This window comes from Pseudomonas sp. BF-RE-22, assembly GCF_019956155.1.
Classification (GTDB): Bacteria; Pseudomonadota; Gammaproteobacteria; order Pseudomonadales; family Pseudomonadaceae; genus Aquipseudomonas; species Aquipseudomonas migulae.
On sequence record NZ_JAHBDD010000033.1, the window covers coordinates 94,465 to 119,809 of the forward strand.

The window sequence follows — 25,345 nt, forward strand, 5'->3', positions numbered from 1 at the left end:
CGCATGATGAGGCCCGATCCCGTGCGCCCGGAATTCCTCCGCCCTGCATCCTGAGCCCTGATAAAACAACAAGAGGATGGGGCCGTGAGGCAAGAACCCTTTATCAGTTTCGCTGATGTGCAGAAGAGTTTTAAGGTCGATGGGCGCCAGTTTGTGGCCGTGCGCAATGTATCGCTTGAGATCCAGCGCGGCGAAATCATTACGTTGGTCGGCCCGTCCGGGTGCGGCAAATCGACATTGTTGAACATGACCGCGGGGCTGTTCGGTCCTACCGAAGGTCGGGTTCATTACGACGGCGCCGAAGTCAAAGGCGTGAACACCCGCGTCGGCTACATGACCCAGGCTGACCACTTGCTGCCGTGGCGCACAGTCGCCGGCAACATCGCCGTACCGTTGCAGATCCGGCGCCTGGGCACGCGTGAAATCGACGTGCGAGTCGAGGAACTGTTGGCGCTGGTCGGGCTGACCGGTTTCGGTGCCAGCTACCCGAACCAACTGTCCGGTGGCATGCGAAAACGTGCTGCGATGGCCCGATTGCTCGCCAGCGATCCTGAGACCTTGCTGATGGACGAACCGTTTGGAGCCCTCGACGCGCAGATGCGCCTCACGCTGCAAACCGAACTGTTGCGACTGTGCAAGAAACTGAAAAAAACCGTGCTGTTCGTCACCCACGATGTCGACGAAGCCATCGCCCTCGCCGATCGCTGCGTGGTCTTTGCCGGGCGTCCCGGCACCATCGATCACATCCTTGAGGTGTCACTGGCGCAGCCACGCAATCTGGTGCAACTGCGTTCCGATCCGCACTACGTCGAACTCTGCGCCGCCCTTTGGCAGCGCCTGGCCCCAGACATCGCCGGTGCCGCCGATCCTTCCTCGCTGGCTCACTCTCTGGAGGCCCTATGATTCAGGTCTATCGCTTGCTGTTCCTGATGTTTCTGCTGGTGCTGTGGGAAGGCATTTCCCGTTGGTTCGGCGTCGAGTTTTTCATCAGCCGGCCTTCTGCCGTGGCGGCCAGTTTGTGGAAGATCCTGCTCAACGGCGTGTTTTTCTACCACGCAGGGATTACCACGCTGGAAGCCGTACTCGGATTCTTCTTCGGCTCGGTCGCCGGTCTCGCTGCTGGTCTGCTGTTAGGACGGGCCAAAGTCCTGGCCGACATCCTCGACCCCTTCCTCACCGCGTTCTACAGCTTGCCGAAGGTCGCTCTCGCGCCATTGTTTATCCTCTGGTTCGGCATCGGCTTGCCAATGAAAGTCATACTGACCGCAGCAGTGGTGTTCTTCCTGGTGTTCCTCAATACCTACAGCGGTGTGCGCAACGTGTCCCGCGAGCAGTTGACCATCCTGCGCCTGATGGGCGCCCGCGAACGTGATTTGTTGAGCATGGTGGTCATTCCCTCCGCTTTCACCTGGGTGTTTACCGGATTGCGCCTGTCGGTGCCGTACGCACTGATCGGCGCACTGGTGGGTGAAATCATCGCTGCCAATCGCGGGCTCGGCTACTTGCTCTCCGACGCGGCTTCGCAGTTTGACACCGCCGGTGTGTTCGCCGCGCTGGTGGGCATCATTGCCCTGGCGCTGATCCTCAATACCGCGGTCAAGCTGGCCGAACGCCGTTTGATGCCGTGGAAAGCCAACGACGCCGAACGTGAAGTGGCGGTTTGAGCACACCTACGATTTGATTATCCGGAGTTCCATCATGTTCAAACGTCTAGTAACGGCGACCGCGTTCGCCAGCGTATTGCTCTGTGGGTTCGCGACTCAGGCCGCCGAGTTGACCAAGGTCAAACTGGCGTTTCCCAGTGAAGGCTTCTTGTATGTGCCGATCTATGTCGCGCAGAAGCTCGGCTATTTCGCCGAAGAAGGGCTCGACATCGAAGTCATCGTCTTCCAAAAAGGCGGTTCTGCGGCGCTTACCGCTGTGCTCGGACGTGATGCCGACGCCTATGTCGGCCTGCCTGCCGTGGCGATTCGTGCCCGCACCAAGGGCCAGAATGTCCAGGCATTCGCCTCAGTGCAAACCCAGTTCGGCAGCACGGTGGTGATCGATGCGGCATCTGCCAAGAATGCGGGCGTATCCGCAGCGTCACCGCTGACTGCCCGGGCACAAGCCTTGAAAGGATTGAAAATCGGTGTCACCGGTCCCGGCAGCACCACCGATATGCTGGTTCGCTATCTGGCCAAGGACGCAGGCCTGAGTCCGGACAAAGACCTGACCATCATGCCGATTGGCGGCGCGCCGAACATGCTGGCGGCGTTTTCCCAGGGCAGCATCAATGGTTTTTCGCTGTCACCACCGACTATCACCACCGCCGAACAGCAAGGGGGATTTGTGCTGATGGACCTGGCCAAGGGTGAATATCCGCCGCTCAACGGTTTCCTCTTTACAGCGATGATTGCCCGGGAAGACTGGCTGGCCAGTAACACTGACACCGCACGAAAAATGGTGAAGGCCCTGTGGCGCGCCGAGCAACTGATCGCCACCGATCCGGACAAGGCTCGGGAAGCCGTGCGGCCGTACTTCGCTCACACCGCCGCGCCGATTTTCGATTCGGCATGGACAGCGTCACTGCCCTCTTACCCGGCCACGCCAAGGGTCGAGTTGTCGGGCGTCCAGAAGAACATCAGTTTCATGAACGCTGTTGAAGCGGAACCGGTCAGCCTTGATCCGCACACAGTATTTACCAATGCCATCGTCGATGCAGTTGCACCCGTTTTATCGGACGCTCAAGGAGCGCAGAAATGACCCCGCAAGTTCATCTGATCAATGTATTCCCTGCTGCGGAAAACGGCGGCAACCCGGCACCAACCGTCGCTCGCGCCGACGGCATGAGCGCTGCAGACATGCAGGCTGTGGCCCAGGCTTACGGGCATGAATGCGGCTTCGTCTGTTCGCCACCGGCTGGAACCGACTATGACTTCAGCTTCCGTTTCTGGGTGCCGAACCACGAAATGGAGATGTGTGGACATGCCTCGGTCGGCGCCGTCTGGCTGCTGGACCGACTGGGGATGTTGCCTAAGGATCAACTGTCGATCTGGACCTTGAGTGGACGCGTGGACGCGCGGGTCATGCGCGATGGGGATGGTGGCGTACAGATCGAAATCACCCAGCCCATAGGTCAGGTCGAAACGCTCTCGTCCCCGGACATCGAAGCGGAAATCCTCTCGGTGCTGGGCATCAGCTCCAATGAGTTGGCTCCGCTACCCATCCAGAACGCGGCCACCAGCCGGGTGAAAACCCTGATCCCGCTCAAGAGCGTGGCGGTGCTGGATGGACTGAAACCCGACTTCCGACGGGTTGAGCAATTGTGCGAGCGCATCGGCTCAACCGGTTTGTACCCCTACGCAGCACTGGACCTCGCCACTCGCCAATTCGACGCACGACAGTTTCCAAAATCCTCCGGCTATCCCGAAGATGCGGCCACCGGTATTGCGGCCGCTGCCTTGGCCTTCGGGTTGCTGGAAAACGGCCTGGTGAGTGCTGATGAGCGCCCGGTGCGTGTTCGTCAGGGCCGGGCTATGGGCCGCCCTTCGGAGATATCGTTGCGCTTTCGCCGGGATGCTCAGGAGCAGATCCAGGGATTGTGGCTCGGCGGGCCGGTGAGTTTTGCGCAGGTGAACCCATGAGCATTCGAGAGAGACTGAAGCTGTTGGGCCTGCAATTGCCCGATGCCCCTGCCCCCAAGGGTGACTACGTGCCGGTGGTGATCCACAGCGGTGTGGCCTATGTCAGCGGGCAGGTGTGTCGCCTGGCCGACAGTGTAATCAAAGGTCCGGCCCGGGCAGACATGCCTGCAGAAACCTTGATCCTGGCTGCTCGCACCTGTGTGTTGCGGGCTTTGAGTGCGCTTGAGCAAGCGATCGGTGATCTGGAATGCGTCGAGCGGATTCTGTTCGTACGCGGATTTGTCTATGCCGAGGACGGTTACCAGGAATACTCAAAAATTCTCGACGAAGCTTCGCGTTTGCTGATCGAGTTGTTTGGCGAGCGCGGGCAACACGCGCGCTCTGCGCTGGGCGTCGCCGGGCTTCCAGGCAGCGGATTGCTGGAGTTGGAACTGGTGGCGGCAGTGCGTTAGAGCGCTTTCTCACCAGCCCAATCAATCAACCATGAAAGCTCTCGCGTTGAGGTGGCACATTCCTCAGCGCGACTGCGGCCTGGGAGCCAATGTCGACGCTTGCCTCTTATCCATGGCCCGATTCCGCGCGTGATCAGGCCCGATCCCACGCGCCCAAAAAATTTCCACCTTGCAAACTGCCCCCTGACAAAACAACAAGAAACAATAGGAAGGTGTTTATGCCAATGCTCCCTCGCCATCCATCGCTCGTTAAGCGCAGCCATCTCCAAGTGGTGGTGTGTGTTTCGACACTCGCGCTATCGTTGACCGCCTGGGCGGCCACTCCTGGTCCCACGAAGTCCTACCAACAACCTGCGCTGGAGCCGATTGGCGAAGTGCAGGCCATTTATGACGGCAATCTCAGCGAGGACCTGGCCGTCACTACCTTTCGCAATACTGATCGTTTGTTTCCTGTGCGGGCCATCAAAGCGGGCAGCCACCCTTTCCCGTTACCGCGCAGCGGCACGCCACTCGGCCCGGTTGCCTTTGACTATAAAGGCAAGCGCTACAGTCTCGATGACTACGTTGCGCTGAATCGGGTAACAGGCCTGTTGGTGCTCAAGGACGGTAAAATCGTGACTGAGCGATACGAAAAAGGTAATACCGCCGACACCCGCTGGATGTCGATGTCGGTGGCGAAATCTATCACCTCTACCCTCGTGGGCGCTGCATTGCAGGACGGTGCGATCAAAAGCCTTGATGACAAAGTCACCCACTATTTACCCGCGCTGACCGGTAGCGGATACGACCAGGTCACCGTACGTCAAATTCTCTCCATGCGCTCCGGAATCAAATGGAACGAGAAATACACTGATCCAACATCAGACGAACGACAGTTGATCAAGCTGCGAATCGAACAAGTGCCTGGATCGCTCCTCAAGTTCATGGCAAGCCTGCCCACCGCTGCACCTCCTGGCACTCGCACCAACTACAGCACTGGTGAAACGCAAGTCTTGGGACAACTGGTCAGCGCCGCCGTGGGCAAGCCACTGACGCAATACCTGAGCGAAAAGATCTGGGTTCCCTATGGCATGCAAACCGATGCCAAATGGTGGCTCGACGGCCCCAATGGCAATGAAGTGGGCGGCAGCGGCATCAGTGCAACCCTTGAAGATTACGGGCGTTTTGGTCAGTTTTTCCTCAGCGGCGGCAAGGCCGGTGCACAGCAAGTGCTACCTGAAGACTGGATGAGCTTCGCCAGCGCGACCACTGGCACAGATGCGGCCTACGGTGACTTTGCCAACATGTGGTGGCCAGGCTGGACCGATGCATCCAAGGCCGATAAAGCCTTTACTGCTGCAGGCACTTTTGGTCAGTACCTCTACATCAACCCGACCAAAAATGTGGTGATTGTAGTGTGGCAAGCACAGACCAAACCCACCGGTGGTGAGGTTATCGACGACATGGTCGCCTTTGACGCCATCAGCAACACCCTTCAGTAACCGGTTTCTCGGGTTCATGTATAGGCGTTGGAAAAACGCCTATACATGAAGAAGGCAGCCAGAATTTGTTCTCTAATGTTGTTCTAGCGTGTCGGCATGGGCGTCCTGATTGACAGGCGCGTGGATCGAGATGCCATACGCAATCAGGCAGCCAACCCCGCAGCTCCCCACCACCAGGCACATGGGCCATGAAGTGCCATCAGCCAGGTGACTGACCCACAGACTGGCCAGCGCCCCGGTGGCGAATTGCACCGAAGTACCCAGGGCGACACTCGCCCCCGCCTGCCTCGGGAACATGCTCATCAGGCTTGCCGTGCAATTGGCTCCGAGCAACTCGGTGACGCCCGTGTACAGCACCATACAAAGTACGATGCTCCACAGCCCGCCCCACTGTGCTTAAGGAAATGGGAGGTATTTAATTTGCGGGTGTCTGGAATGACGCCAGCCCGCTTGTTCAGGGTTTCATAATCTTGATACTTGCGAACGTTGACTCATCACGCGCCTGATCCAGCAAATTCATCGGCCTTGTCGGCGGAAGTACTTGCAGAGTCGGACTTGCTGCCACTTGCGGTTGCGCCACCAGGCGCTCATCGCTGGGTGGAATGCCGAAACACTCGCGATAGCACTTTGAGAAATGGGGGGTGGACACAAAGCCGCACACCACCGACAACTCTACGATGGAGATCGGCGTTTGCTTGAGCAACTGACGTGCGCGTATCAGGCGCAATTTGAGGTAATACCGCGACGGCGAGGAATGTAGATATTTCTGAAACAACCGCTCGAGCTGTCGACGGGACAAGCCAACATAACTCGCCAGTTCGTCGAGCTCGATCGGCTCTTCCAGATTGGCCTCCATCAAGGCGACGATTTCCTGCAACTTCGGTTGATGGGTGCCGAGCATGTGCTTGAGGGGCACTCGTTGGTGATCCTGCTCGGTGCGGATTCGCTCGTAGACGAACATCTCGGAAATGGCCGCTGACAGTTCATGACCATGATCGCGACTGATCAGGTGCAGCATCATGTCCATTGGCGCGGTTCCACCGGAGCTGGTGAAGCGGTCCCGGTCGAGAGTGAATAAACTGGAGCTGAGGTTCACTCGCGGAAAAGCTTCCTGCATGGCGGCCAGAAATTCCCAGTGCACGCTGCAATCGAACCCATCGAGCAAGCCTGCCTGGGCCAAGGCCCAACTGCCTGTGCACACGCCCCCGATCCGCTTCGAGCGTCGCGCCTGGGCTCGCAACCAGGAAACGTGCTCCCGGGTCACGGCGCTTTGAATGCCGATGCCTCCGCAGACAATCACGGTATCAAGCATCGGTGCATTATTGATCGACGCATCCGGAGTGATCGGCATGCCGTCGCTTGCCCACACCTGCTCGCCTCCCAAACTGAAAGTGTGCCAGCGATACAGCTCCTGACCGGTCAGCTGGTTGGCCATTCGTAGCGGCTCTACAGCAGCGGCCAGAGAAATCAAAGTGAATTGGTCCAGCAGCAAAAAACCAATGGTTTGGGGAGAAACGGCCCTGGGGGTGTCATATGCCATCGAAGATTATTCTCCCAGTGAGCGGTAATGGCCCGTGGCGCGGGCGGTTTTACCGCCCCACCACTGCTCGCGTACTTATAAGGTCGCAAGCAGGTTTACGCTGAAGCGGCTATGCACTTTCCGCCGCCGCCACCCTCTGCGGCTGCCCGTGGTGACGCGTGGTCACAAGGCCGATAAAGGAAATCACCAGCGCCAGGACGATGGTCGAAGAAACCTCCATACGGTGTTCGGGCGTCACCATCATCACCGCCAACGCTGCGCTGATGAAGGCGATGACGAACCAGGTGAGCCAGGGAAACAACCACATCTTGAAGGTCAGCGTGACGTTCTGCCGACGCAGAATCCTGCGCATGCGCAATTGCGACACGGCGATAACCAGGTACACCAGCAACGCAATGGCGCCAGAGCTGGCGAGCAGAAACTGGAATAAACCGGCGGGCATGAAGTAGCTGAACAAGGTCACTCCGGCACCCAGCACGGTGCTGGCGATCACCGCTGCCCTCGGCACACCCGCCGACGACGTCACCTTCAATGGTTTCGGTGCATCACCGCGCTTGCCCAGCGAAAACAACATGCGCGAGGAAATATAGATCGACGAGTTCATGCAGCTGGCCACGGCAATCAACACCACCACATCCACCAGCAACTTGGCATGGGGAATGTTCATCAGCTCCAGTGCCCGCTGGTAAGAGCCGACAGACGCCAACAACGGATCATTCCAGGGCACCACGGAAATGACCACGAAAATGGACAGCAAGTAGAACACCCCGATCCGCCAGATCACCGAGCGTGTGGCTTTGGCGATGTTCTGCGCAGGGTTGCTGGATTCGGCGGCCGCAATGGTCACCGCTTCCGTACCGATGAAGCTGAACATGATGGTGATGAATGCGCCGACGACCGCTGACAAACCGTTGGGCGCAAACCCGCCATATTCGTCCATGAGTCGACTCAACCCGCTGGCTTCCCGCTCGGGAATCCACCCCATCAGCACCGCAAAACCAAGGCCGATAAACCCGATGATCGCCACGACCTTGGCCATCGCAAACCAGAATTCGAACTCGCCGTATTTGGACACGCTGAAGAGATTGGTCACGACCAGCAGGATGATCGACAGCAAGGCAAACAACCAGGTATCGATCTGTGGGAACCATTGGTTCAATACATGCCCGGCCGCGAGCGCCTCGATGGGGATCACCAGCACCCAGAACCACCAATACAGCCAGCCGATGGTGAAGCCCGCCCAACGCCCGATTGCCTGGTCTGCATAGGTGGAAAAGGATCCGGTGTCCGGGTTGGCAACCGCCATTTCGCCCAGCATGCGCATGACCAGAACGACTAAAAGGCCGGAGAACAGATACGCCAGCAATACCGCCGGACCGGCGGCAGCGATGGCATGTCCCGACCCGACAAACAAACCTGCTCCGATAATCCCCGCGATGGAAAGCATAGTGACGTGGCGCGGCTTGAAACCCTGTGCCAACTGACCGTTCGAATCTTTAGAGTTCAGGCTATTCATTGTTTTTTTTTGTTCTCTGGTGATCGACGTTAGAGCGTGCTGACTGAGGGTCAGGCGATCATCATTTCTTCCTGTTGCCCCTTATCGAAAGCGGCGAACCTCAACGCTTCTGAGCATTTCCCATCAGTCATCGTGACTGCACAGCCATTAAATGACGCGTCACCTTACGCGTCCAGTCTTCAACGCAAGTAACCCGAGCGCGCCACCTGTGAGTCTGATATCGACATGCGCCAGCGTGACAATCCATTACCGGTTTACTACCTCGACGAAGGTAGCCAACAGCTGATCCCTCTTTTATAGGCACGTTCCATCCAACCGGTGCAGGCGCATCGGTTGGAGAGGATGACTCCGTAGTCTGCCTTCACGGAATTCAGCGCCACCCCGTCAGCTACACTCATTCGATACATCTCCGCACAGAGACTTCGACCATGGTCACCAAAACCGCAATCGTATTCGCTGGCGGCGGCAGTTTGGGTGCGGTGCAGGTGGGAATGTTGCGGGCCTTGGTCGAGGCCGATGTTCGATTCGACATGGTCGTCGGCGCTTCGGTAGGCGCTATCAACGGTGCCTACTTTGCCGCAAGGCCCGATTCCGAGGGTGTCGAGGCGCTCGCCGGATTTTGGCGTGGGCTGAGTAAAACTGACATCTTTCCCCTCTCCTGGATCGACACCTGCAAAGGACTGATCAAACGGCGTGGCTTTTTATTGCAGCCGGCGGCGTTACACCGATTGCTGGGACAGGCACTTCCCATTCATCACATCGAAGAAGCGACGCTGCCTCTGCACATTGTCACCACCGACCTGCTCAGTGGTGCCGAGACGGTTCTGTCCAGTGGCAACCTTGAGCAGGCGTTGCTGGCCAGCGCGGCCATCCCGCTGGTGTTTCCCTGCGTGCAAATCGCCGATCAGTTCCTGGTTGATGGCGGCGTGGCAAGCAATACACCTATTTCGACGGCCGTAGCCTTGGGAGCCACCAACGTCGTGGTCATCCCCACCGGCGTGAGTTGCGCCCTGACACAACCGCCCCGGGGCCTCGTCGCCTTGGCCCTGCACACCGTCAACCTGATGAGCATGCGTCAACTGGTGAGCGACATCGAACACTTCCGCGCTGTCACCAGCTTGCACATCGTCCCGCCCTTGTGCCCTGTGGATGTCTCGGTGTTCAACTTTGACCAGACCGAGTCTTTGCTGCAGCGTGCCTATGTGCAGACCCTTCGGTGGCTGGAACGTGGGGGGCTCGAGCGCACCAAGGTACCGGGTGCCCTGACCCTCCATTCGCATGCCCATGAGCATTGAGTGATGTGAATGACCTGTAGAACCACCCTGCTCCCTCGGCATCAAATTTTGAACTGTCCGAGCAAGCTTTGCAGACGATTACCGATCATATACAGCTCATCGACGGTCTTGACCCCGCTCTTGGTCTGGTTGGCAACGGAATCAATGGCCCGCGCGATCTGATGCACCCCGCGGTTGATTTCTTCAGCCACCGAAGTCTGTTCCTCCGCAGCGCTCGCGATTTGTGCGTTCATCGCGTTGATGGTCGCGATCAGTTCGACAGTGTTGCCCAGGAACTCACCCGCCTGATCGGCCTGAGCGTTAGCGCCTTGAGCCGCTTTGGTGGATTGATGCATCGCACTGACCACGCCATCAGTCGTGCCCTTGAGTCGCTCAACCATCGCCTGGATTTCCTGGGTGCTGCGCTGAGTACGACTGGCCAACGCGCGTACTTCATCGGCAACCACCGCAAACCCTCGCCCGGCAGCACCGGCACGAGCGGCTTCGATAGCCGCATTGAGTGCCAGGAGATTGGTCTGCTCGGCAATCGAGCGGATCACATCCAGCACGGTGACGATAGAAGTCACATCGCTTTGAAGGCTCTTCATGGAGATACCACTCTCATCAAGCTCCACGGTGAGTGCCTGAATTCGAGTCATGCTGCCATTGACTATTTGCCTCGCATGTCGGGACTGCCTGTCAGTTTCGACGGCTGCGTCGGCAGCGTTTTGTGCGCTGGCCGATACTTCTTGTGCCGCCGATGACATCTCATTTATCGCCGCGGCCACCTGGTCGGTTTCCTGGCGCTGCTTATCCATGGCACGGTCAATATGCCTGCTCTGCTCGGCCACATGGCTCACAGATCCATTCAACTGCTCGCTCATGGCGACGATCTGGCTGACGAGGCTGTGAATCTGATCGATAAACGCATTGAACGAACCGGCAAGTTGCCCCAGCTCATCTCGACTGACCACCGGCAGACGCCGCGTCAGATCGCCCTCGCCCGCAGCGATTTCATCAAGGTGGGCCCGGATCAGGGTCAAGGGACGTAAGCTGCGCTTGACCAGCAGTAAAGCCAACACACCGATAATGCCAACCAGCACACAAGCAATGATGGCGATGCTGAACATCAAGCTGTGCACCCGCGCATCAACATCAGCCCGCACCTTGGCGACCTGAACGTCGATACTGTCCAGATTGATCGCCGTGACCACGACCATGTCCCACTTGGGCAAATAAAAACTGTACGCGAGCTTCGCCACCACCTTATCGGTGTTGACCAGCCCTCCTGAATAGGTGACGAAGTGAGTCTCATTTTTTGCCGCAGCGACCATTTCGCGGTTCAAGTATTTCCCGTTGATGTCTTTGCGATCACTCATGTTGGTGCCGACGCCTTCGCTGCTGTCACCGCGAAACAGGCGTACAACCTGGCTGTCATAACCGATGAAATAGCCGTCATCGCCATACTTCATTTTCGACAAGCGGCTGATCGCCAAGGCTCGGCTGGACGGATCCCCGGCAGCAGCCCGATCATAAAGTTCGGCTATGGAAGTGCGAGCGATGCTCGCGTAATCCTTGAGCCGAGTGCGGCTCTCTTCAAGCAGTCGCTCGCGGGTCTGAGCGACTTCTTGTTCGGCCTGGGACTGCAAAGTGCCGCGGGTGCTCAACCCTGAAACCAGGGCAAACAGCATCACGGGAAACAACGTCAGCAACAGTATTTTGGTTTTAAACGACATCGTTGAAATCCTTCACCCAATCCTGTGAGGCCGAGGCTGAAAAGGCGGCCTGCGAATATCGCGAGGCCGCGATCAGGGAATCACCAGAGCGCGATGTCGTAGGTAAAGTAGATCCGGTTGCTGTCTCGGCCACGGGAATAATCAGAGCGATAAACATAGTTGCGCAACCGCACACCCAAGCCCTTGAAGGTGCCTTGTTGCACGACATAAGCCAGTTCGGCGTCACGTTCCCACTCTTTTACCGTGGTGTTGGACTTGCCGTCGTTGCCGCTCAGATAGCGAGTAGAGAACGTCAGGCCCGGCACGCCGAGGGCGGCAAAGTTATAGCCGTAATTAAGCATCCAGGTTTTTTCATCTTCCTCGATGAACTTGCCTATCCCGGCGTTGCTGAACGAGTACACCGTTGCGCCACTGATAAAGGGCAATCCAGCGTCACCACTGAGGGTCTGATAGCCGCCGCCGAATGTATGGCCGGAAATGGCGTAGGACAGTTGCCCGCTCAGCATGTTGTTGTCGATCTTGCCACCGTAGGCCGAGCCGGTATCGACACTGTTGAAGTAGCGCAAGTCACTGGTCAGCACGCCGCCGCCCAAGGGTAGATCGTGCTGGATACCTGCAAAATTCTGACGGTAAAAGTTTTCCAGCTCACCGTAGAAGTAACTCAAACGAACGCTCTTCCCCAGCTTGTATTCGGCCCCTGCATAGCTGAAATCCCCTGATTTATCTCCGCCGTAACCGTCGGGCACAATCGGCATGCTGTCGGTGGAATCGCGCAGTTTGAATCGATCCAGGTAGCCCCCGGTGAGGGTGAGGTTTTCGATGTCGACGCTACTGATCTGCGTGCCTTGGTACGTTTGTGGCAACAGACGCGCGTCGTTATAGATCAGCACCGGAGTCTTGGGTAACAAGGTGCCGTACTTGACTGTGGTCTTGGCCAGTTGGGCCTTGGCAGTCAAACCCAGGCTTGCAAACTCGTCTGCCGCACGACCGTCATCATGGACGGGCAGCAAACCCGTACCGCTGCGGCCACGGCCGGAGTCGAGCTTGACCCCGACCAGGCCAAGGGCATCAACACCAAACCCGAGGGTGCCGGGGGTAAATCCCGACTGGTAATCCAACAGGAATCCCTGGGCCCATTCGGTTCGTTCGCTCTTCGCCGTCCTTGCCGACTTGGCACTCAAGCCATGTTCGTCGCGGAAGTTTTCATTGAAATAGACGTTGCGCAATTGCAGTTTGAGCTTACTGTCATCGATAAATCCTTCTGCGCTGGCACTGGCCAGCGGCAACAAACCAAGAAGTGAAAACAGCGCCCGTTGGGTATGCAAAGTGGTCATGGAAAACTACTCATTGTTGTTATTTGGGGTGCAGAACAGCGCGCGCCTCGCTGGCGAGGCGCCTTGGGAGAAAACAGGTGGCTTGGGTGAATCAGGTGAAGAGACTGATCGCCCCTGTCAGCAGGGCTAGCGCGGTGATGACCAGCGAAGTGAGTACCGCCCATTTGACGGTGGCTTTCTGGAAGTCGCCGATATCGCGATCGACCATCCCCACCAGCAACAGGGTTGAGGCGACCAGCGGACTCATCAGGTGTACTGGCTGCCCGAGAATCGACGCGCGGGCGATTTCCACCGGATCAATGCCATACGCCGCAGCGGCATTCGCCAGAATGGGCACCACGCCAAAGTAATAAGCATCGTTGGACAGAACGAATGTCAGCGGCATGCTGGTAATCGCCACCACCAGCGGGAACAGATGCCCCCAGGACGGCGGAATCCAGTCAACCAGGGTTTGCGCCAGGGAGTCGACCATCTTGGTGCCGGAGAAAATCCCGGCAAAGATGCCGGCGGCAAACACCAAGAGTACGACGGTCATGGCGTTGCCCGAATGGGCGAGGATGCGTTCCTTCTGAATATCCAGTTGCGGATAGTTGATCATCAGCGCCAGTACGAACCCGATCAGGAACAGGATCGCGGAATGCATGATCCCCATCACCAGTGCGACCATCACCGCGATCACCAACAGCAGATTGACGTAGGCCAGTTTCGGTCGCTTGTGCGGAGTGTCTTCAAGAATCGCCTTGATGTAGCAATCTCCCCCGCCGCTTTCCAACTGGATATTGCCGATCCGTTTGCGCTCGGCACGGCCCAGCAGAAACGCGGTGAACACCACCCACATGGCGCCGCCAATCATGGTCGGCAGCAACGGTACGAAGTATTCACCGGCATCCAGGCCCAGCGCCGCGATCGCTCGGGTCGCCGGCCCTCCCCAAGGCGTCATGCCACTCATGATGCTCAGAGAAAGCATGGCGATGGTCGCCAGAATCATCGGGTTCATCCCGATACGTTTGTACAGGGGAAGCATTGCCGCACAGGTGATCATGTAGGTGGTGGTGCCATCACCGTCCAGGGCCACCAGCAGCGACAGCAACGCTGTGCCGACAGCGATTTTCATCGGGTCGCCGTTGACACGTTTGAGGATCTTGCGAATCAGCGGGTCAAACAGACCGGCGTCGATCATCAAGCCGAAAAACAAGATCGCGAACAGCAGGAGCGCGGCCGAAGGAGCGACCATTTTCAAGCCGTCGAGCATCATCTTGCCGGTAGTGCCACCGAAACCGCCAATGACGGCAAACACAATCGGCACCACCGTCAGCGCGACAATCGGCGATAACCGTTTGGTCATTATCAGGACGGTGAAGACCACCACCATGGCCAATCCAAGCAATGCGAGCATAGGTCAGTTCTCTTGTTCTTATGAGTAGCGTGGCCGACGCACAGGCGCGCGACCCCGTCCCCGCCAGACGGCACGATCAACTGTGCCTGGCGGGAGTTATTCATTGAGGTATTTAAGGGGGCTGGATTCAGCCGCGAACGGTCAAGCGTGTTCGGTGACCTTCAGGCCATCCCAGTCGGGGTTCTGGACTTGGGCTGGGGGTGCAGCGGGCGAAGGTTTACCGTCCAGAGTCCGCATCAGTGTTTCGCGATCACAGGCGTTCTCCGAGATGGACATCACCACGGTAGCCACGGCGTTGCTTGCCAGACTGGTCAAAGCCCGGGCTTCCGACATGAAACGGTCGATACCGATCAGCAAGGCAAGGCCGGCCAAGGGAATGTCATGGATCACTGTCAGCGTCGATGCCAGTGCGACAAAGCCGGCGCCGGTGACGCCCGCTGCCCCCTTGGAGGACAACAGCATGATTGCCAGCATGGTCACGGTCTGTGTCAGGCTCAGTTCGATGTTGCAGGCCTGAGCAATGAACACCGCTGCCAGCGAGAGGTAGATGGCCGTACCGTCGAGGTTGAACGAGTACCCCGTTGGCAACACCAGCCCCACCACGCCTTTTTTGCAACCCAGGGCTTGCAGCTTTTCCAGCATCCGCGGCATCACCGGCTCGGTGGAGGAAGTCCCGAGCACCACCAGGAATTCTTCGCGGAAGTAGCGCAGCAACTTCCACAGACTGAAACCATTCGCCCGGCAGATGCTCCCCAGCACCACAAAGACGAAGAAGGCGCAGGCGACGTACAGCGTCATGATCAGCTTGGCCAACGAGCCCAGCGATGTAATACCGTACTGGCCCACGGTGAAGGCCAAAGCGCCAAAGGCACCGATCGGAGCGAAGCGCATCAGGTAGGAGAAGATCTTGAACACCATGTGCGAGGCGGATTCCAGTACATCCAGCACCGGCTTGCCACGCTCGCCTATGGCCGACAGCGCAAAACCGCAAAGCACCGCGATGAACAACACCGGCAGTACTTCGCCTTTATTGAAGGCACCGATGAACGTGTCGGGGATGATGTGCATGAAAAACTCGACCACTCCCAGCTTCGCGGCCGAATCGGTGTACTGCGACAAGCCCTTGGTGCTCAACTGGGTGGGGTCGATGTTCATGCCCACACCGGGTTTGAACAGGTAGACCGACACCAGGCCAATAATCAGGCTGATCACGGTCAACGCCAGGAACAGCAGCATGGTCTTGCTCAACAGGCGTCCGAGGGAGCGTTTATCGCTCATACCCGCGATACCCGTGACGATGGTGCAGAACACCACCGGAGCGATCATCATCTTGATCAGTTTGATGAAGGCATCACCCAGCGGCTTCAAGGCGATGGCCTGCTGCGACCAAAAATGTCCGACCAGTACGCCCAACAGCACGGCGCAGAGAATCTGAAAGTAGAGCGATTTTACAACTTTCATGGCATCACCCATTTTTAGAATTGTGCTGATGCAAAAACGGCAATGACTAGGGGACGTTATCCGGCGAGTCGTTGGGAAGCCGCGGCGTAGACAAAACCGGAGAACAGCCTGCGCGATGTACGCACTACCGAAGCACGAATGGTCTCACCCTGAGCGCCGGTGTAGGACAATACGACATCTATTCCACCACTTGGGTGTTCAATGCGTACTTGCTGCAAGCGCGGTTCACTAACCCCGCCGAGCAATTGCGCGACCACGCTGCCTTCAGTGACACAAGCAGTGGCCAGGCCGATGGAGCCGGTGATCGCCAAGGCCCGGTGACAATTGTGTGGCATGAAGTAGCGCACCTGGATTGTGCCGCCTGCCTTGGCCGGTGAAACCAGTACAGGCTTGGGGATCACTTTGTCGCTGACATCACCCAGGCCCATTGCCAGGCCAGCTTGCAGTCGCAAGGCCTCCAGGCGGCGCAGAAACTCTTTGTCGGCATCCAGCTCAGCAGGACTTTCATCACCGCGCTTACCCAACTGGCCGGCTTCGACGATCATCATCGGCATCGCCATGTCGATGCAGGTCACTGCAATACCGTCGATCAGATCCTGCGTTTGCCCAGTCGGGAAAAGCTTGCCCGTCTTGCTGCCCGCCGCATCCAGGAAGGTCAGTTGCACAGGAGCGGCGGTACCCGGCACACCGTCGATGGCGGTGTCGCCTTCATAGCTGACCTTTCCACCCGGGGTCTGTACCTCGGCGTTCACAAAAGTCCCCGTGTTGAGGTTGCGAATACGCACACGGGTCAGGTCTTTGGTGCCTTTTACCAGCCCCTGTTCGATGGCGAACGGGCCAACGGCGCAAAGCATGTTGCCGCAATTGGGCGCAGTGTCGACTCGACGCTGGGAGACCATGACTTGAACGAACAGGTAGTCGACATCCGCGTCAGGATGCAGCGACGGGCTGACGATCGCCACCTTGCTGGTTTGTGGACTACCGCCACCGATGCCGTCAATTTCCAGCTCATGGCCAGAACCCATAAGGTTGAGCAGCAGCTCATCACGGTCTTCGATCGCAACAGGTAGATCCCAGGCGAGAAATACCGGGCCCTTGGAAGTACCACCGCGCATTAGCACACAGGGAATTCGTTGCATGAATACTGACTCTTGTTGATCAATAGGGGTTATTGATGTCTTGTGAGCAAGAGTCGCAGGCTTTAAAAATTGTTTCCAATGCAAATATCAGCCTGATTATTGCGTTTGACGCATGATGAATCTAGGATGAACTGGCTGAATAACGCTCGTCTGCCGAGAGAAAAAAAGTGAATTATGAGCTCAATGACATCCGATCTTTCGTGAAGATCGCGGAACTTGGAAGCTTCCACGAGGCTGCCGATGCATTGCATCTCTCTCAACCTGCGTTGAGTCGGAGAATGAAAAAGCTTGAAGAGGGATTGGGAACAGCGCTTCTTGATCGCACGACAAGAAGGGTCAGCCTCACCAGCGTTGGGCGAGACTTCCTGCCCAAGGCACGACGCCTACTGGATGACTTCGACGACTCGATACTTAACATCCGCGAGCTGGCGGAGCGGCAGAGCGGCCGTGTCACCCTCGCCTGCATCCCCACCGCAGCCTTCTACTTCCTCCCTTCGGTCATCCGCCTCTACAACGAGCGCTATCCGCAAATCCGCATTCGTTTGCTTGATCTCAGTGCGAACGAAGGACTGGAGGCTGTTCTGCGTGGCGAAGCCGACTTTGGCATCAACATGATGAGCGGCCAGCACCCCGACATTGAGTTTGTGCCGTTGGTCAACGAGCCTTTTGTTTTGGCGTGTCGACGCGATCATGAGCTGGCCGGGCGCAGTTCGGTCACCTGGTCTGAACTGAGCAATTACCGCCTTATCGGGGTCGGTCGCCTGAGCGGCAACCGCATGTTGCTGGACCACGCTTTGTCGGGCTTGAGCTGGCGTCCACAGTGGTTCTATGAGGTGCAACACCTGTCTACATCGCTGGGCCTGGTAGAAGCTGGCCTAGGCGTTTCGGCAATGCCGAGCCTCGCAATGCCGGCGGTGGATCATCCAACCTTGGTGAGCGTCCCCTTGATAGAGCCTGTCGTGAACCGATCGCTGGGACTGGTTTACCGAAGAGGCGCCTCACTCTCTCCGGCAGCGGAAAAATTCGTCTCGATACTGCTGGAACAGTGGGAGCAATGACCCCTCTCGTCCTGCCTGCTTTAATAAGTGCTTAGGGCAACTCGTCCCGCGCGCGCTCACTGAATGCAGGCGTATATTGGTATTGGCGATCCAGGAAGTTGAGGCCGTAGAGGTCGCCAATGGTGTAGAGGATGAGAGTGCTGGCAAAAACCAACGGATAACCCGGAATGCTGGAGGTGCGACATGAGCCAATATCAACGCCTCTTTCTGATTGTCGGTCCAACCATGCGTCACACGCCGGCGATGGAGCGGGCAGTTGCACTAGCCAAAGCCACTGACGCAGTGCTGCATATCGCGGTGTTCATTGAAGACGTCGACATCTTGGGGTTGATGAGCGGGAATGAGCAATTTCGCGAAATCTGTCAGCAAGAGAACCAGAAGTGGCTGCAAGATGAAGCCCAACTGATACGTGGCAATGGCATTGCGGTGACCACCGAAGTTGTATTGGCTCGGGACGTACTTCAAGAAATCCTTCAGCATGTGAAAGACTTGCAACCGGACCTGGTTATCAAGGACGTACACCACGAATCAGCACTCAAACGCGTATTCGTCACGCCGCTGGATTGGCATCTGCTGCGCGATTGCCCGGTTGCTGTTCATCTGGTCAGCGAAGTCAGGTGTCCACTTCCGCGGGTGATTGTGGCGGCAGTGGATTTGTCGCATCCAGAGCACCAGATTAACGACCTCAATGACCGGATCATCGTGGCTGCGCAGCGGATGGCCATGCAGTGTGATGCAGAGCTGCACCTGCTGCACGCCTTCGACCCATCGCTGACACATATCTCTGACGCCGGTGCCGGCGCCGTGACGATGCCGGGCTTCAGCACCGATGTACGCCGGTCACTGAACAAGTCCTTCATTACGCTGGCTGAAAACTACCGCGTGCCCTCTGAACGACAACATTTCATTGAAGGGCCGCCCACCAAAGTGATGTCCGACTTCGCGGCCCACACCCGAGCCGATGTGATCATCATGGGCGATACGCACCGTAAAGGGCTGCACAAGCTGATTGGCAGTACTACAGAGCACGTGTTGTATAAGGTGCCCTGCAATGTTTTGGCAATTAAGGCGCAGGTAGATCAGTAACGGATCCGCTTTTAGTGCGCGAAGGCAGCGTTGGCGGCCGAACAGGCCGCGACGCTCGGCCCGCTGAATGGGTTGTTGTGAATTTCAGTCTATTATTCCGCCTTCGAGAGCAGTTTTTCGATTAACGGCCTGGCGCCTACCAACACCTTTAAGCCATTGATAAATAATGTGTTTTTATAATTTAAAGGTCCGAATATCGCGCTACAAACATTTGCTTACAAAGCAACGGCTCGCTAAAGCCCGAGTCTGCTACTACAAGTGATAGGTTGAGCTGCCTGAATCGGCCATAAGATGCACAGCCTCGATTATGCGCATCCACCTACCCTCCCTCCCTGCCTTCTTGGCTTATGTTGCCCTTTCCTGCCTGTTTGCGGCCGCATGGTTCACCCACCCTGCCCCTGTGCACTCTTCCTTTGCCCTGATGAACCCGGTGAGGGCTGTGGCTGAGCAAGTGGCCAAACCCATTTATACCAGCCGTTTTGCCTCGTCCGGGTTGGTGGACTTCGTGCATTCCTCGGCGGTAACCGCCTTACCTGACGGTAGCCTGATGACCGTCTGGTTCGCGGGTACGCGTGAAGGCGCAGCCGATGTGCAGGTGCGCTCAGCCCGCTTCGACGCGAAAACTGGCGAATGGGGTGCGGAACAGGTATTGGCGACTCGGCAGTCGACCCAACTGGGCACTGGAAAATACATTCGAAAACTGGGTAACCCGGTCGTTGCGCTCGCACCGGACAACCGGCTCTGGTTGTTCTACGTGTCCGTGTCCATGGGGGGCTGGGCCGGTAGTGCGGTCAATGTAATGGTCTCTGAAGACTATGGACGCCAATGGTCGGCGCCGCGCCAATTGATCACTTCGCCCTTCTTGAATATCAGCACCCTGGTACGGTCGGCTCCGGTGTTTCATGCCGACGGTTCCATCGGCTTACCGGTCTACCACGAATTTCTGGGCAAGTTTTCCGAGTACCTGTACTTGAGCGCAGACGGTGAGGTGATCGATAAATTCCGCATCAGCCATGGCAATAACTCATTGCAACCCACGGTCGTTCCGCTGGATGGACAGCGCGGCATCGCCTTGCTGCGCTATGCCGGCAACACCCACCATCGAGTACTGGCGACCCGCACTGAAGACGCCGGGCAAACCTGGAGCGAGCCTTATCCGCTCGATCCCTCGAATCCCAATTCCTCGTTGGCGGCCATAGCGACGCCCGAACATGGGTTGCTGGTGGCACTCAATGACTTGCAAGAGGGCCGCTTCAAACTGAGTCTTTATGGCACCGACGCAAAAATGGACGATTGGCGCTCACTGCGGGACCTCGACAAATCGCCTGATCCAGAAGGCGATACGTTTTCACCCGAGGCCTACAAGGAAATCATCGGCAGAGAGTTTCGCGGATCCAGTGGCGCACTTCGCCAACCGCTGGAAGCGCAGTTCCTGAACAACCTGGACAGCCGGGTCTGCAAGGAACAAGCCTGCAGTTTCGAATATGAATACCCGTACTTCATCCGCAGTCCCGACGGGATGTATCACCTGGTTTATTCCTGGAACAACACCTTCATCAAGCACGTCACCTTCAACGATGCATGGCTGTCGGAGCGCGCCAAATGATCAACCTTTGGCAAGCGCATCTCAGTTTCACAATGATCATCTTTCTGTTGCTGCCTTCTTTCGGCTTAAAGCGAGCCGCGCAGATCGTGCTGCTGGTTGCATTGCTGGCCGCTAGCTTTATACCGCTGGACGGCTTGTCCTTGGCGGCTTACCTGCGCAGCCACATTGATGACCTTGCGATGACGACCTTGGTGTTCATGGTGTGGGGCTGTTTGCGTCGACTGGGTTTCCTGCCGGCTGCGCAGCAGGATAAGACCCGCGTGTTGATTATCTTCGCTGCGCTGGCGCTGGCGTTGTATCCGGCAACGCTGGGGTTGAGTCATCTGGACCCTTACCGGTTTGGCTTCAGCCCGCGCCCGATGCTGATTTTCTTCGCTCTGCTCACGGCAGGTCTGTTTTACCTGCGCAGCTACCTGGCCGTCGTGATGCTGGCCAGTGCGACCCTGGCCTTCATCGCAGGGGTAAAACCTTCGCACAACTATTGGGATTACCTGGTTGATCCGCTGCTGGGGCTGTATTGCTGCGCGGCACTGCTGATGCTCGCGGCGCGCTGGACGTACGGTTGGCTGAACACGCGGTTTGGCTCAGTGAAAGACTCCGGATCCATTTGAGATTCAACGACATTTTTAACAGGGGTACAGGGATGGGTTGGCTGCAATCGAGACGTTTGCATTATTGGCTAGGCGCGACAGCGATTGTGTTTGTGCTGTTTGCATTGCTGCGGGTGGTGTTCTTTTTCGGCTTCTCCGGTTTCGACGCCCGAGCATTGAGCGATGACCATGCCGTCCTGGAAACCCTGGGCATCGGTTTTCGTTTCGATCTGCGCCTGGCCATCCTGGCGATGTTGCCACTGGCGTTGCTGGCCTGGATTCCTCGTTGTAATCTTGTCAGCAGCCGCCTGCTTCGCCGATTGGCACGCGTGTATCTGTCAGTCGCCCTGGGCGCTCTGCTGCTGATCTATATCGTCGATTTTGGCCATTACGCCTATCTGGGCGTACGGATCAACGCCACCGTGCTGCGCTTCATAGACGACGCGCAAATATCCCGTGACATGGTTTGGCAAACCTACCCGGTTATCTGGATTTCACTGGGGTGGCTGGCAACAGTCGCCCTGGTGACGTTGGCCCTGGTGCGCCTGGAACGCGTGACGCTGGACCGCCCCCGTAAAGCCATTCACCCGCTCTCCGCCACTTGGGGTAGCGCGTTGATGGTCGTGTTGGTGCTGTTGGGTATTTTGGGTCGTGTCGAGAACATGAACCTGGAAAACCCTGTCCCGTTGCGCTGGAGCGATGCGTTCTTCTCCGGCAATAACCAGGTTGCAGCGCTGGGCCTGAACCCGGTGATTTTCCTCTACGATACGGTCAAGGTCGGCCAGTCGCGCTACGACGAAGCGCAAGTGCGTGAACACTATGCCGTGATTGCCAAATACCTGGGCGTAGACCAGCCCGATCCGCAGACCCTGAATTTCGTCCGTCACCAGGCGCCACAACCCTACAAGGTATCGAGCACACGGGCGCCGAACGTGATGTTTGTCATGCTCGAGTCGCTGGGTACCAGTGCCGTCGGCGCCTACGGCAACCCGATCAATCCGACACCCAACATCGATCGCCTGGCCACGCAGAGCTGGTTCTTCGAGCACTTCTACGTTCCGGTCACCGGGACCGCAAAAACCGTTTGGGCCAGCATTAGCGGGGTTCCAGACGTCACTCGACAGGAAACCGCGACGCGTAATCCGCTGATCACCAAACAGCACACATTGATCAATGCCTTCACCGGTTACGAGAAGATCTACACCATTGGCGGCAACTCCGGTTGGGCCAACATGAATGCCTTGATCCGGCAAAGTATCGACGGGGTTCGTTTGTTCGAAGAGCGGGACTGGAAATCCCCGGTAGTGGATGTCTGGGGGATTTCAGATCTGGATCTGTTCAAGGAAACCGACAAGATCCTGCAAGCGCTGCCCAAGGACAAACCGTTCTTTGCCTATGTGCAGACGGCCGGTAACCATCGTCCCTTCACGATTCCCAAGAGCAATGACGGATTCGAGGTCAAGCACCCTACCCTGGCCGAAGTTCAGGCTGCGGGATCGCGCAGTGTCGAGCAGTACAACGCCGTGCGCCTGCTGGACTTCAACATCGGACGCTTGATGGAAATTGCCAAAGCAGGCGGTTACTACGACAACACCATTTTCGTGCTGTTTGGCGACCACAACACCCGTATCGCCCAGATCCCTTTCCTGGCACCGGCTTATGAGCAACTGGGTCTGGAAAGTAACGCGGTGCCCATGATCATCCATGCACCGGGTCTGCTTGGCACACGAACCGTCAAGGAAGCTGTCGGTCTGGTGGACTTGCTGCCAACCGTGGCGGGCATGGCCGGCCTTGAGTTTCGTAACAGCGGCCTGGGGCGTGACATCCAGCAGCCTGCGCCCGAGGGTGAACGCGTAGTGCCGTTGGTGTTGCGTGAAGGTACGTTCCCGTTGATTGCGGGCGTCACTCAACACTACATGGTGCAGATGGAGCACGACGGCAGCTCGCCGACGCTGCACGATCTGGCCTCAGCGACGCCGCTGGACAACGTAGCCGGGCAAAACCCTGAAGAGTTCAAGCGCCTGGTGCAACTGACCCGCGGCATGCATGAAACGTCCAGGTTGATGTTGTACCAGAACGTGCGCAAGTAACCGGGATCGGGGTCGGCTACCGCGCCGCCCCCGATAGCGTGCCGGCACTATTGTCTAATCGCGATCCTCATCCTGCCCTTCCCTCCATTCCTCGGGATGGACCTTGAGATAGCTGCTGACAGCGACGCCTAAAGTCGGAAAAAACGCAGCTTCGCCAAACCGCTCGAATAGTCCGAAGCGCTTCAACTTGTCTTTGACAGGGTCCTTCATCTCGGCCACGCACAACGTGATGCCAGCCTCGTTCAAGGTTTGGTCCAGTTCAGCCAGCATGTCGGCGGAAGTCACGTCCACGCTGGTGACCGGTTCGGCTGCTACCACCAGCCAACGAACCGGCGTGGGTGATGTCGCCACGGCGTCCAGCACTCGGTCATGGAACAGTTCTGCGTTGGCAAAAAACAACGGCGCATCCCAGCGAAACAGCACCAGGCCGGGAATAAGGCGCGCATCCGGATAACGCGTGATGTCGTGATAGCCCTGGACGCCTTTGGCGCGACCCAACACCGCAGAATACGGCCGCCAGCCATCCCATAGAAACTCGATCACCGCGACAACGATGGCCAGGCCAATGCCCTCGATGGCGCCGAATACGGCCACACCGAGGGTACAAACGATCGATAACCAGAATTCCCAGCGCTGAATACGATAAATCCGTCGCAGATCGGCGACCTCGATCAGGCCGATAGCCGAAGCGATGACCACCGCCGCCAGTGCGCTGGTGGGCAGGTTTTTCAGCAAATCCGGGGCATACACCAGCAATAAGGCAACAGACAGCGCTCCAACCACGCCGGCAAGTTGGGTTTGGGCCCCCGCCGCCTCGGCCACAGGCGTGCGTGACGAACTGCTGCTGATTGGAAACCCCTGGAACAAACCGCCGGCAAGGTTGGCGATGCCGAGCCCTACCATCTCCTGGTTTGGGTCGACATAGGTCTTGGTCCGCGCCGCATAAACGCGCGAGAGCACACTGGTGTCGGCGAACGAGACAAGCGCAACGGCGCAACCTCCGATCACTACAGGAACGATATCGGCGCGACTGATCCAAGGGATGGCAAACGCCGGCAAGCCTTGGGGCAGCAAACCGAGGACCGCGACATTGTGGGTTGTAAGGTCCAGCACGCCAACGGCGACGGTGGCGCCTGCCACGGCGATCAGAATCCCCGGCACGCGCTTTTTGTCCTTGAGCAACAAGATGACCGCCACGGTGGCTGCACCGATCATGAAGGTGGTCCAGTTGGTTTTTCCATCCATCACCGAGGTGGCAATGGCCCACAGGTTGCGCAGCGGTCCGTCGGATTCAATCGAAAAGCCGAAAAACTTGGGTAGCTGACTGATCAATACCGTCAGCGCGATGCCGTTCATGTAGCCATAGCGGATCGGTTTGGATAGCAGCTCGGTGACAAAACCCAGCCGCGCGACACCCGCCAGGATGCACACCACCCCCGAGACGATCGCCATCATGCCGGCAAGGGCGATCGCCCGATGCGGGTCACCGCCGGACAGCGGCAAAACGACGGCGAGAATGATGGCTGCCAATGAGGAATCCGGCCCCAGCACCAGGATTCGGCTGGGGCCGAACAACGCATAAGCGAGCAATGGAACGATGGTCGCGTAAAGGCCATAAATGCCGGGCACCCCCGACGCCACCGCGTAGGCGATGCCGACGGGCACCAGCATGGTGGTGAGCACGAGTCCGGCCACAATGTCGCGCCGCAACCATGCCATCTTGTAGCGGCTCAACGTCCGCAGCCCCGGCAGCCAACGGCTCAAGCCGGTTTGATCGCCAGTATGCCTGTGCGTAATCCGGCCCGGTTCGGGAACGGGTGGCGGAGCATCTGAATCGCTCATGGGACTTTAGCCCTCAAGGAAAACAAACGGCGTGCGGTAGATTCATTCTGGGTCAAGTCTGCGATCTTGCTCAGTAATGAGTGAAAAATTCAACGATGGGCCAGGCAACCGGCACACT

21 protein-coding genes are annotated in these 25,345 nt (G+C 57.8%); 12 read left to right on the forward strand and 9 right to left on the reverse strand.

Going from position 1 to position 25,345, the window contains the following annotated elements; all coding sequences use genetic code 11:
• Positions 1-84 precede the first annotated feature (84 nt).
• The 6 genes from KGA82_RS17090 (at position 85) to KGA82_RS17115 (ending at position 5,559) form a co-directional block, all read left to right on the forward strand.
• Positions 85-903 carry an ABC transporter ATP-binding protein gene (locus KGA82_RS17090; RefSeq protein ID WP_223451441.1) on the forward strand — a complete coding sequence of 273 codons (819 nt, stop codon included), beginning with the start codon at positions 85-87 and terminating at the stop codon, positions 901-903.
• Positions 900-1,664 carry an ABC transporter permease gene (locus KGA82_RS17095; RefSeq protein WP_223451443.1) on the forward strand — a complete coding sequence of 255 codons (765 nt, stop codon included), beginning with the start codon at positions 900-902 and terminating at the stop codon, positions 1,662-1,664. Before KGA82_RS17090 ends, KGA82_RS17095 begins: the two co-directional genes overlap by 4 nt.
• Positions 1,665-1,698: 34 nt before the next feature.
• Entirely contained in the window at positions 1,699-2,745 is a 1,047-nt protein-coding gene (locus KGA82_RS17100) for an ABC transporter substrate-binding protein (RefSeq protein ID WP_008041533.1), read from the forward strand.
• Positions 2,742-3,626 carry a PhzF family phenazine biosynthesis protein gene (locus tag KGA82_RS17105; protein WP_008041532.1) on the forward strand — a complete coding sequence of 295 codons (885 nt, stop codon included), beginning with the start codon at positions 2,742-2,744 and terminating at the stop codon, positions 3,624-3,626. Before KGA82_RS17100 ends, KGA82_RS17105 begins: the two co-directional genes overlap by 4 nt.
• Positions 3,623-4,078 (forward strand): RidA family protein, encoded by a 456-nt coding sequence (locus tag KGA82_RS17110; RefSeq protein ID WP_223451445.1) that lies wholly within the window; start codon positions 3,623-3,625, stop codon positions 4,076-4,078. The genes KGA82_RS17105 and KGA82_RS17110 overlap by 4 nt, the downstream gene beginning before the upstream one ends.
• Positions 4,079-4,296: 218 nt before the next feature.
• Positions 4,297-5,559 (forward strand): serine hydrolase domain-containing protein, encoded by a 1,263-nt coding sequence (locus KGA82_RS17115; protein ID WP_223451447.1) that lies wholly within the window; start codon positions 4,297-4,299, stop codon positions 5,557-5,559.
• Positions 5,560-5,631: 72 nt separating this feature from the next.
• On the opposite strand, the gene KGA82_RS17120 is transcribed toward KGA82_RS17115, so the two are convergent.
• From KGA82_RS17120 to gabP, 3 genes are all read right to left on the reverse strand, one after another.
• The gene (locus KGA82_RS17120; RefSeq protein WP_192227187.1) at positions 5,632-5,919 is read right to left on the reverse strand and encodes a hypothetical protein; all 288 of its coding nucleotides are present in this window, start codon (positions 5,917-5,919) and stop codon (positions 5,632-5,634) included.
• Between the two features lie 94 nt (positions 5,920-6,013).
• Positions 6,014-7,099, reverse strand: a complete 1,086-nt coding sequence (locus tag KGA82_RS17125) for a GlxA family transcriptional regulator (protein ID WP_223451449.1) — start codon at positions 7,097-7,099, stop codon at positions 6,014-6,016.
• A 109-nt stretch (positions 7,100-7,208) separates the two neighbouring features.
• Positions 7,209-8,615 (reverse strand): GABA permease, encoded by a 1,407-nt coding sequence (gene gabP / locus KGA82_RS17130; protein ID WP_192227185.1) that lies wholly within the window; start codon positions 8,613-8,615, stop codon positions 7,209-7,211.
• 428 nt (positions 8,616-9,043) lie between these two features.
• Between gabP and KGA82_RS17135 the strand changes: the two genes are divergently transcribed.
• A complete protein-coding gene (locus KGA82_RS17135; RefSeq protein ID WP_223451451.1) occupies positions 9,044-9,910 on the forward strand; it encodes a patatin-like phospholipase family protein in 867 nt (288 codons plus the stop codon).
• A gap of 41 nt (positions 9,911-9,951) precedes the next feature.
• Here the strand turns inward: KGA82_RS17135 and KGA82_RS17140 are convergent, their stop codons facing one another.
• From KGA82_RS17140 to KGA82_RS17160, 5 genes are all read right to left on the reverse strand, one after another.
• A complete protein-coding gene (locus KGA82_RS17140; RefSeq protein ID WP_192227183.1) occupies positions 9,952-11,625 on the reverse strand; it encodes a methyl-accepting chemotaxis protein in 1,674 nt (557 codons plus the stop codon).
• Between the two features lie 80 nt (positions 11,626-11,705).
• Positions 11,706-12,959, reverse strand: coding sequence for an OprD family porin (locus KGA82_RS17145; protein WP_192227182.1), 1,254 nt, complete (start codon positions 12,957-12,959; stop codon positions 11,706-11,708).
• Between the two features lie 91 nt (positions 12,960-13,050).
• On the reverse strand, positions 13,051-14,355 hold the full coding sequence (locus KGA82_RS17150) for a CitMHS family transporter (protein WP_008041516.1): 1,305 nt from the start codon (positions 14,353-14,355) through the stop codon (positions 13,051-13,053).
• A gap of 141 nt (positions 14,356-14,496) precedes the next feature.
• On the reverse strand, positions 14,497-15,828 hold the full coding sequence (locus KGA82_RS17155; RefSeq protein WP_192227181.1) for a dicarboxylate/amino acid:cation symporter: 1,332 nt from the start codon (positions 15,826-15,828) through the stop codon (positions 14,497-14,499).
• Positions 15,829-15,872: 44 nt separating this feature from the next.
• Positions 15,873-16,955 (reverse strand): 4-oxalomesaconate tautomerase, encoded by a 1,083-nt coding sequence (locus KGA82_RS17160; RefSeq protein WP_008026398.1) that lies wholly within the window; start codon positions 16,953-16,955, stop codon positions 15,873-15,875.
• Between the two features lie 167 nt (positions 16,956-17,122).
• On the opposite strand from KGA82_RS17160, the gene KGA82_RS17165 reads away from it, so the two are divergent.
• From KGA82_RS17165 to KGA82_RS17185, 5 genes are all read left to right on the forward strand, one after another.
• Positions 17,123-18,013, forward strand: coding sequence for a LysR family transcriptional regulator (locus KGA82_RS17165; RefSeq protein ID WP_032832639.1), 891 nt, complete (start codon positions 17,123-17,125; stop codon positions 18,011-18,013).
• Positions 18,014-18,196: 183 nt separating this feature from the next.
• Positions 18,197-19,099 carry a universal stress protein gene (locus KGA82_RS17170; protein WP_192227180.1) on the forward strand — a complete coding sequence of 301 codons (903 nt, stop codon included), beginning with the start codon at positions 18,197-18,199 and terminating at the stop codon, positions 19,097-19,099.
• A 307-nt stretch (positions 19,100-19,406) separates the two neighbouring features.
• Positions 19,407-20,705 (forward strand): sialidase family protein, encoded by a 1,299-nt coding sequence (locus KGA82_RS17175; protein WP_223434306.1) that lies wholly within the window; start codon positions 19,407-19,409, stop codon positions 20,703-20,705.
• Positions 20,702-21,316 carry a hypothetical protein gene (locus tag KGA82_RS17180; protein ID WP_223451453.1) on the forward strand — a complete coding sequence of 205 codons (615 nt, stop codon included), beginning with the start codon at positions 20,702-20,704 and terminating at the stop codon, positions 21,314-21,316. The genes KGA82_RS17175 and KGA82_RS17180 overlap by 4 nt, the downstream gene beginning before the upstream one ends.
• A 32-nt stretch (positions 21,317-21,348) precedes the next feature.
• Positions 21,349-23,385 (forward strand): LTA synthase family protein, encoded by a 2,037-nt coding sequence (locus tag KGA82_RS17185; protein WP_223451455.1) that lies wholly within the window; start codon positions 21,349-21,351, stop codon positions 23,383-23,385.
• Positions 23,386-23,439: 54 nt separating this feature from the next.
• On the opposite strand, the gene KGA82_RS17190 is transcribed toward KGA82_RS17185, so the two are convergent.
• The gene (locus tag KGA82_RS17190; RefSeq protein ID WP_223451457.1) at positions 23,440-25,227 is read right to left on the reverse strand and encodes a SulP family inorganic anion transporter; all 1,788 of its coding nucleotides are present in this window, start codon (positions 25,225-25,227) and stop codon (positions 23,440-23,442) included.
• Positions 25,228-25,345: the final 118 nt, after the last annotated feature.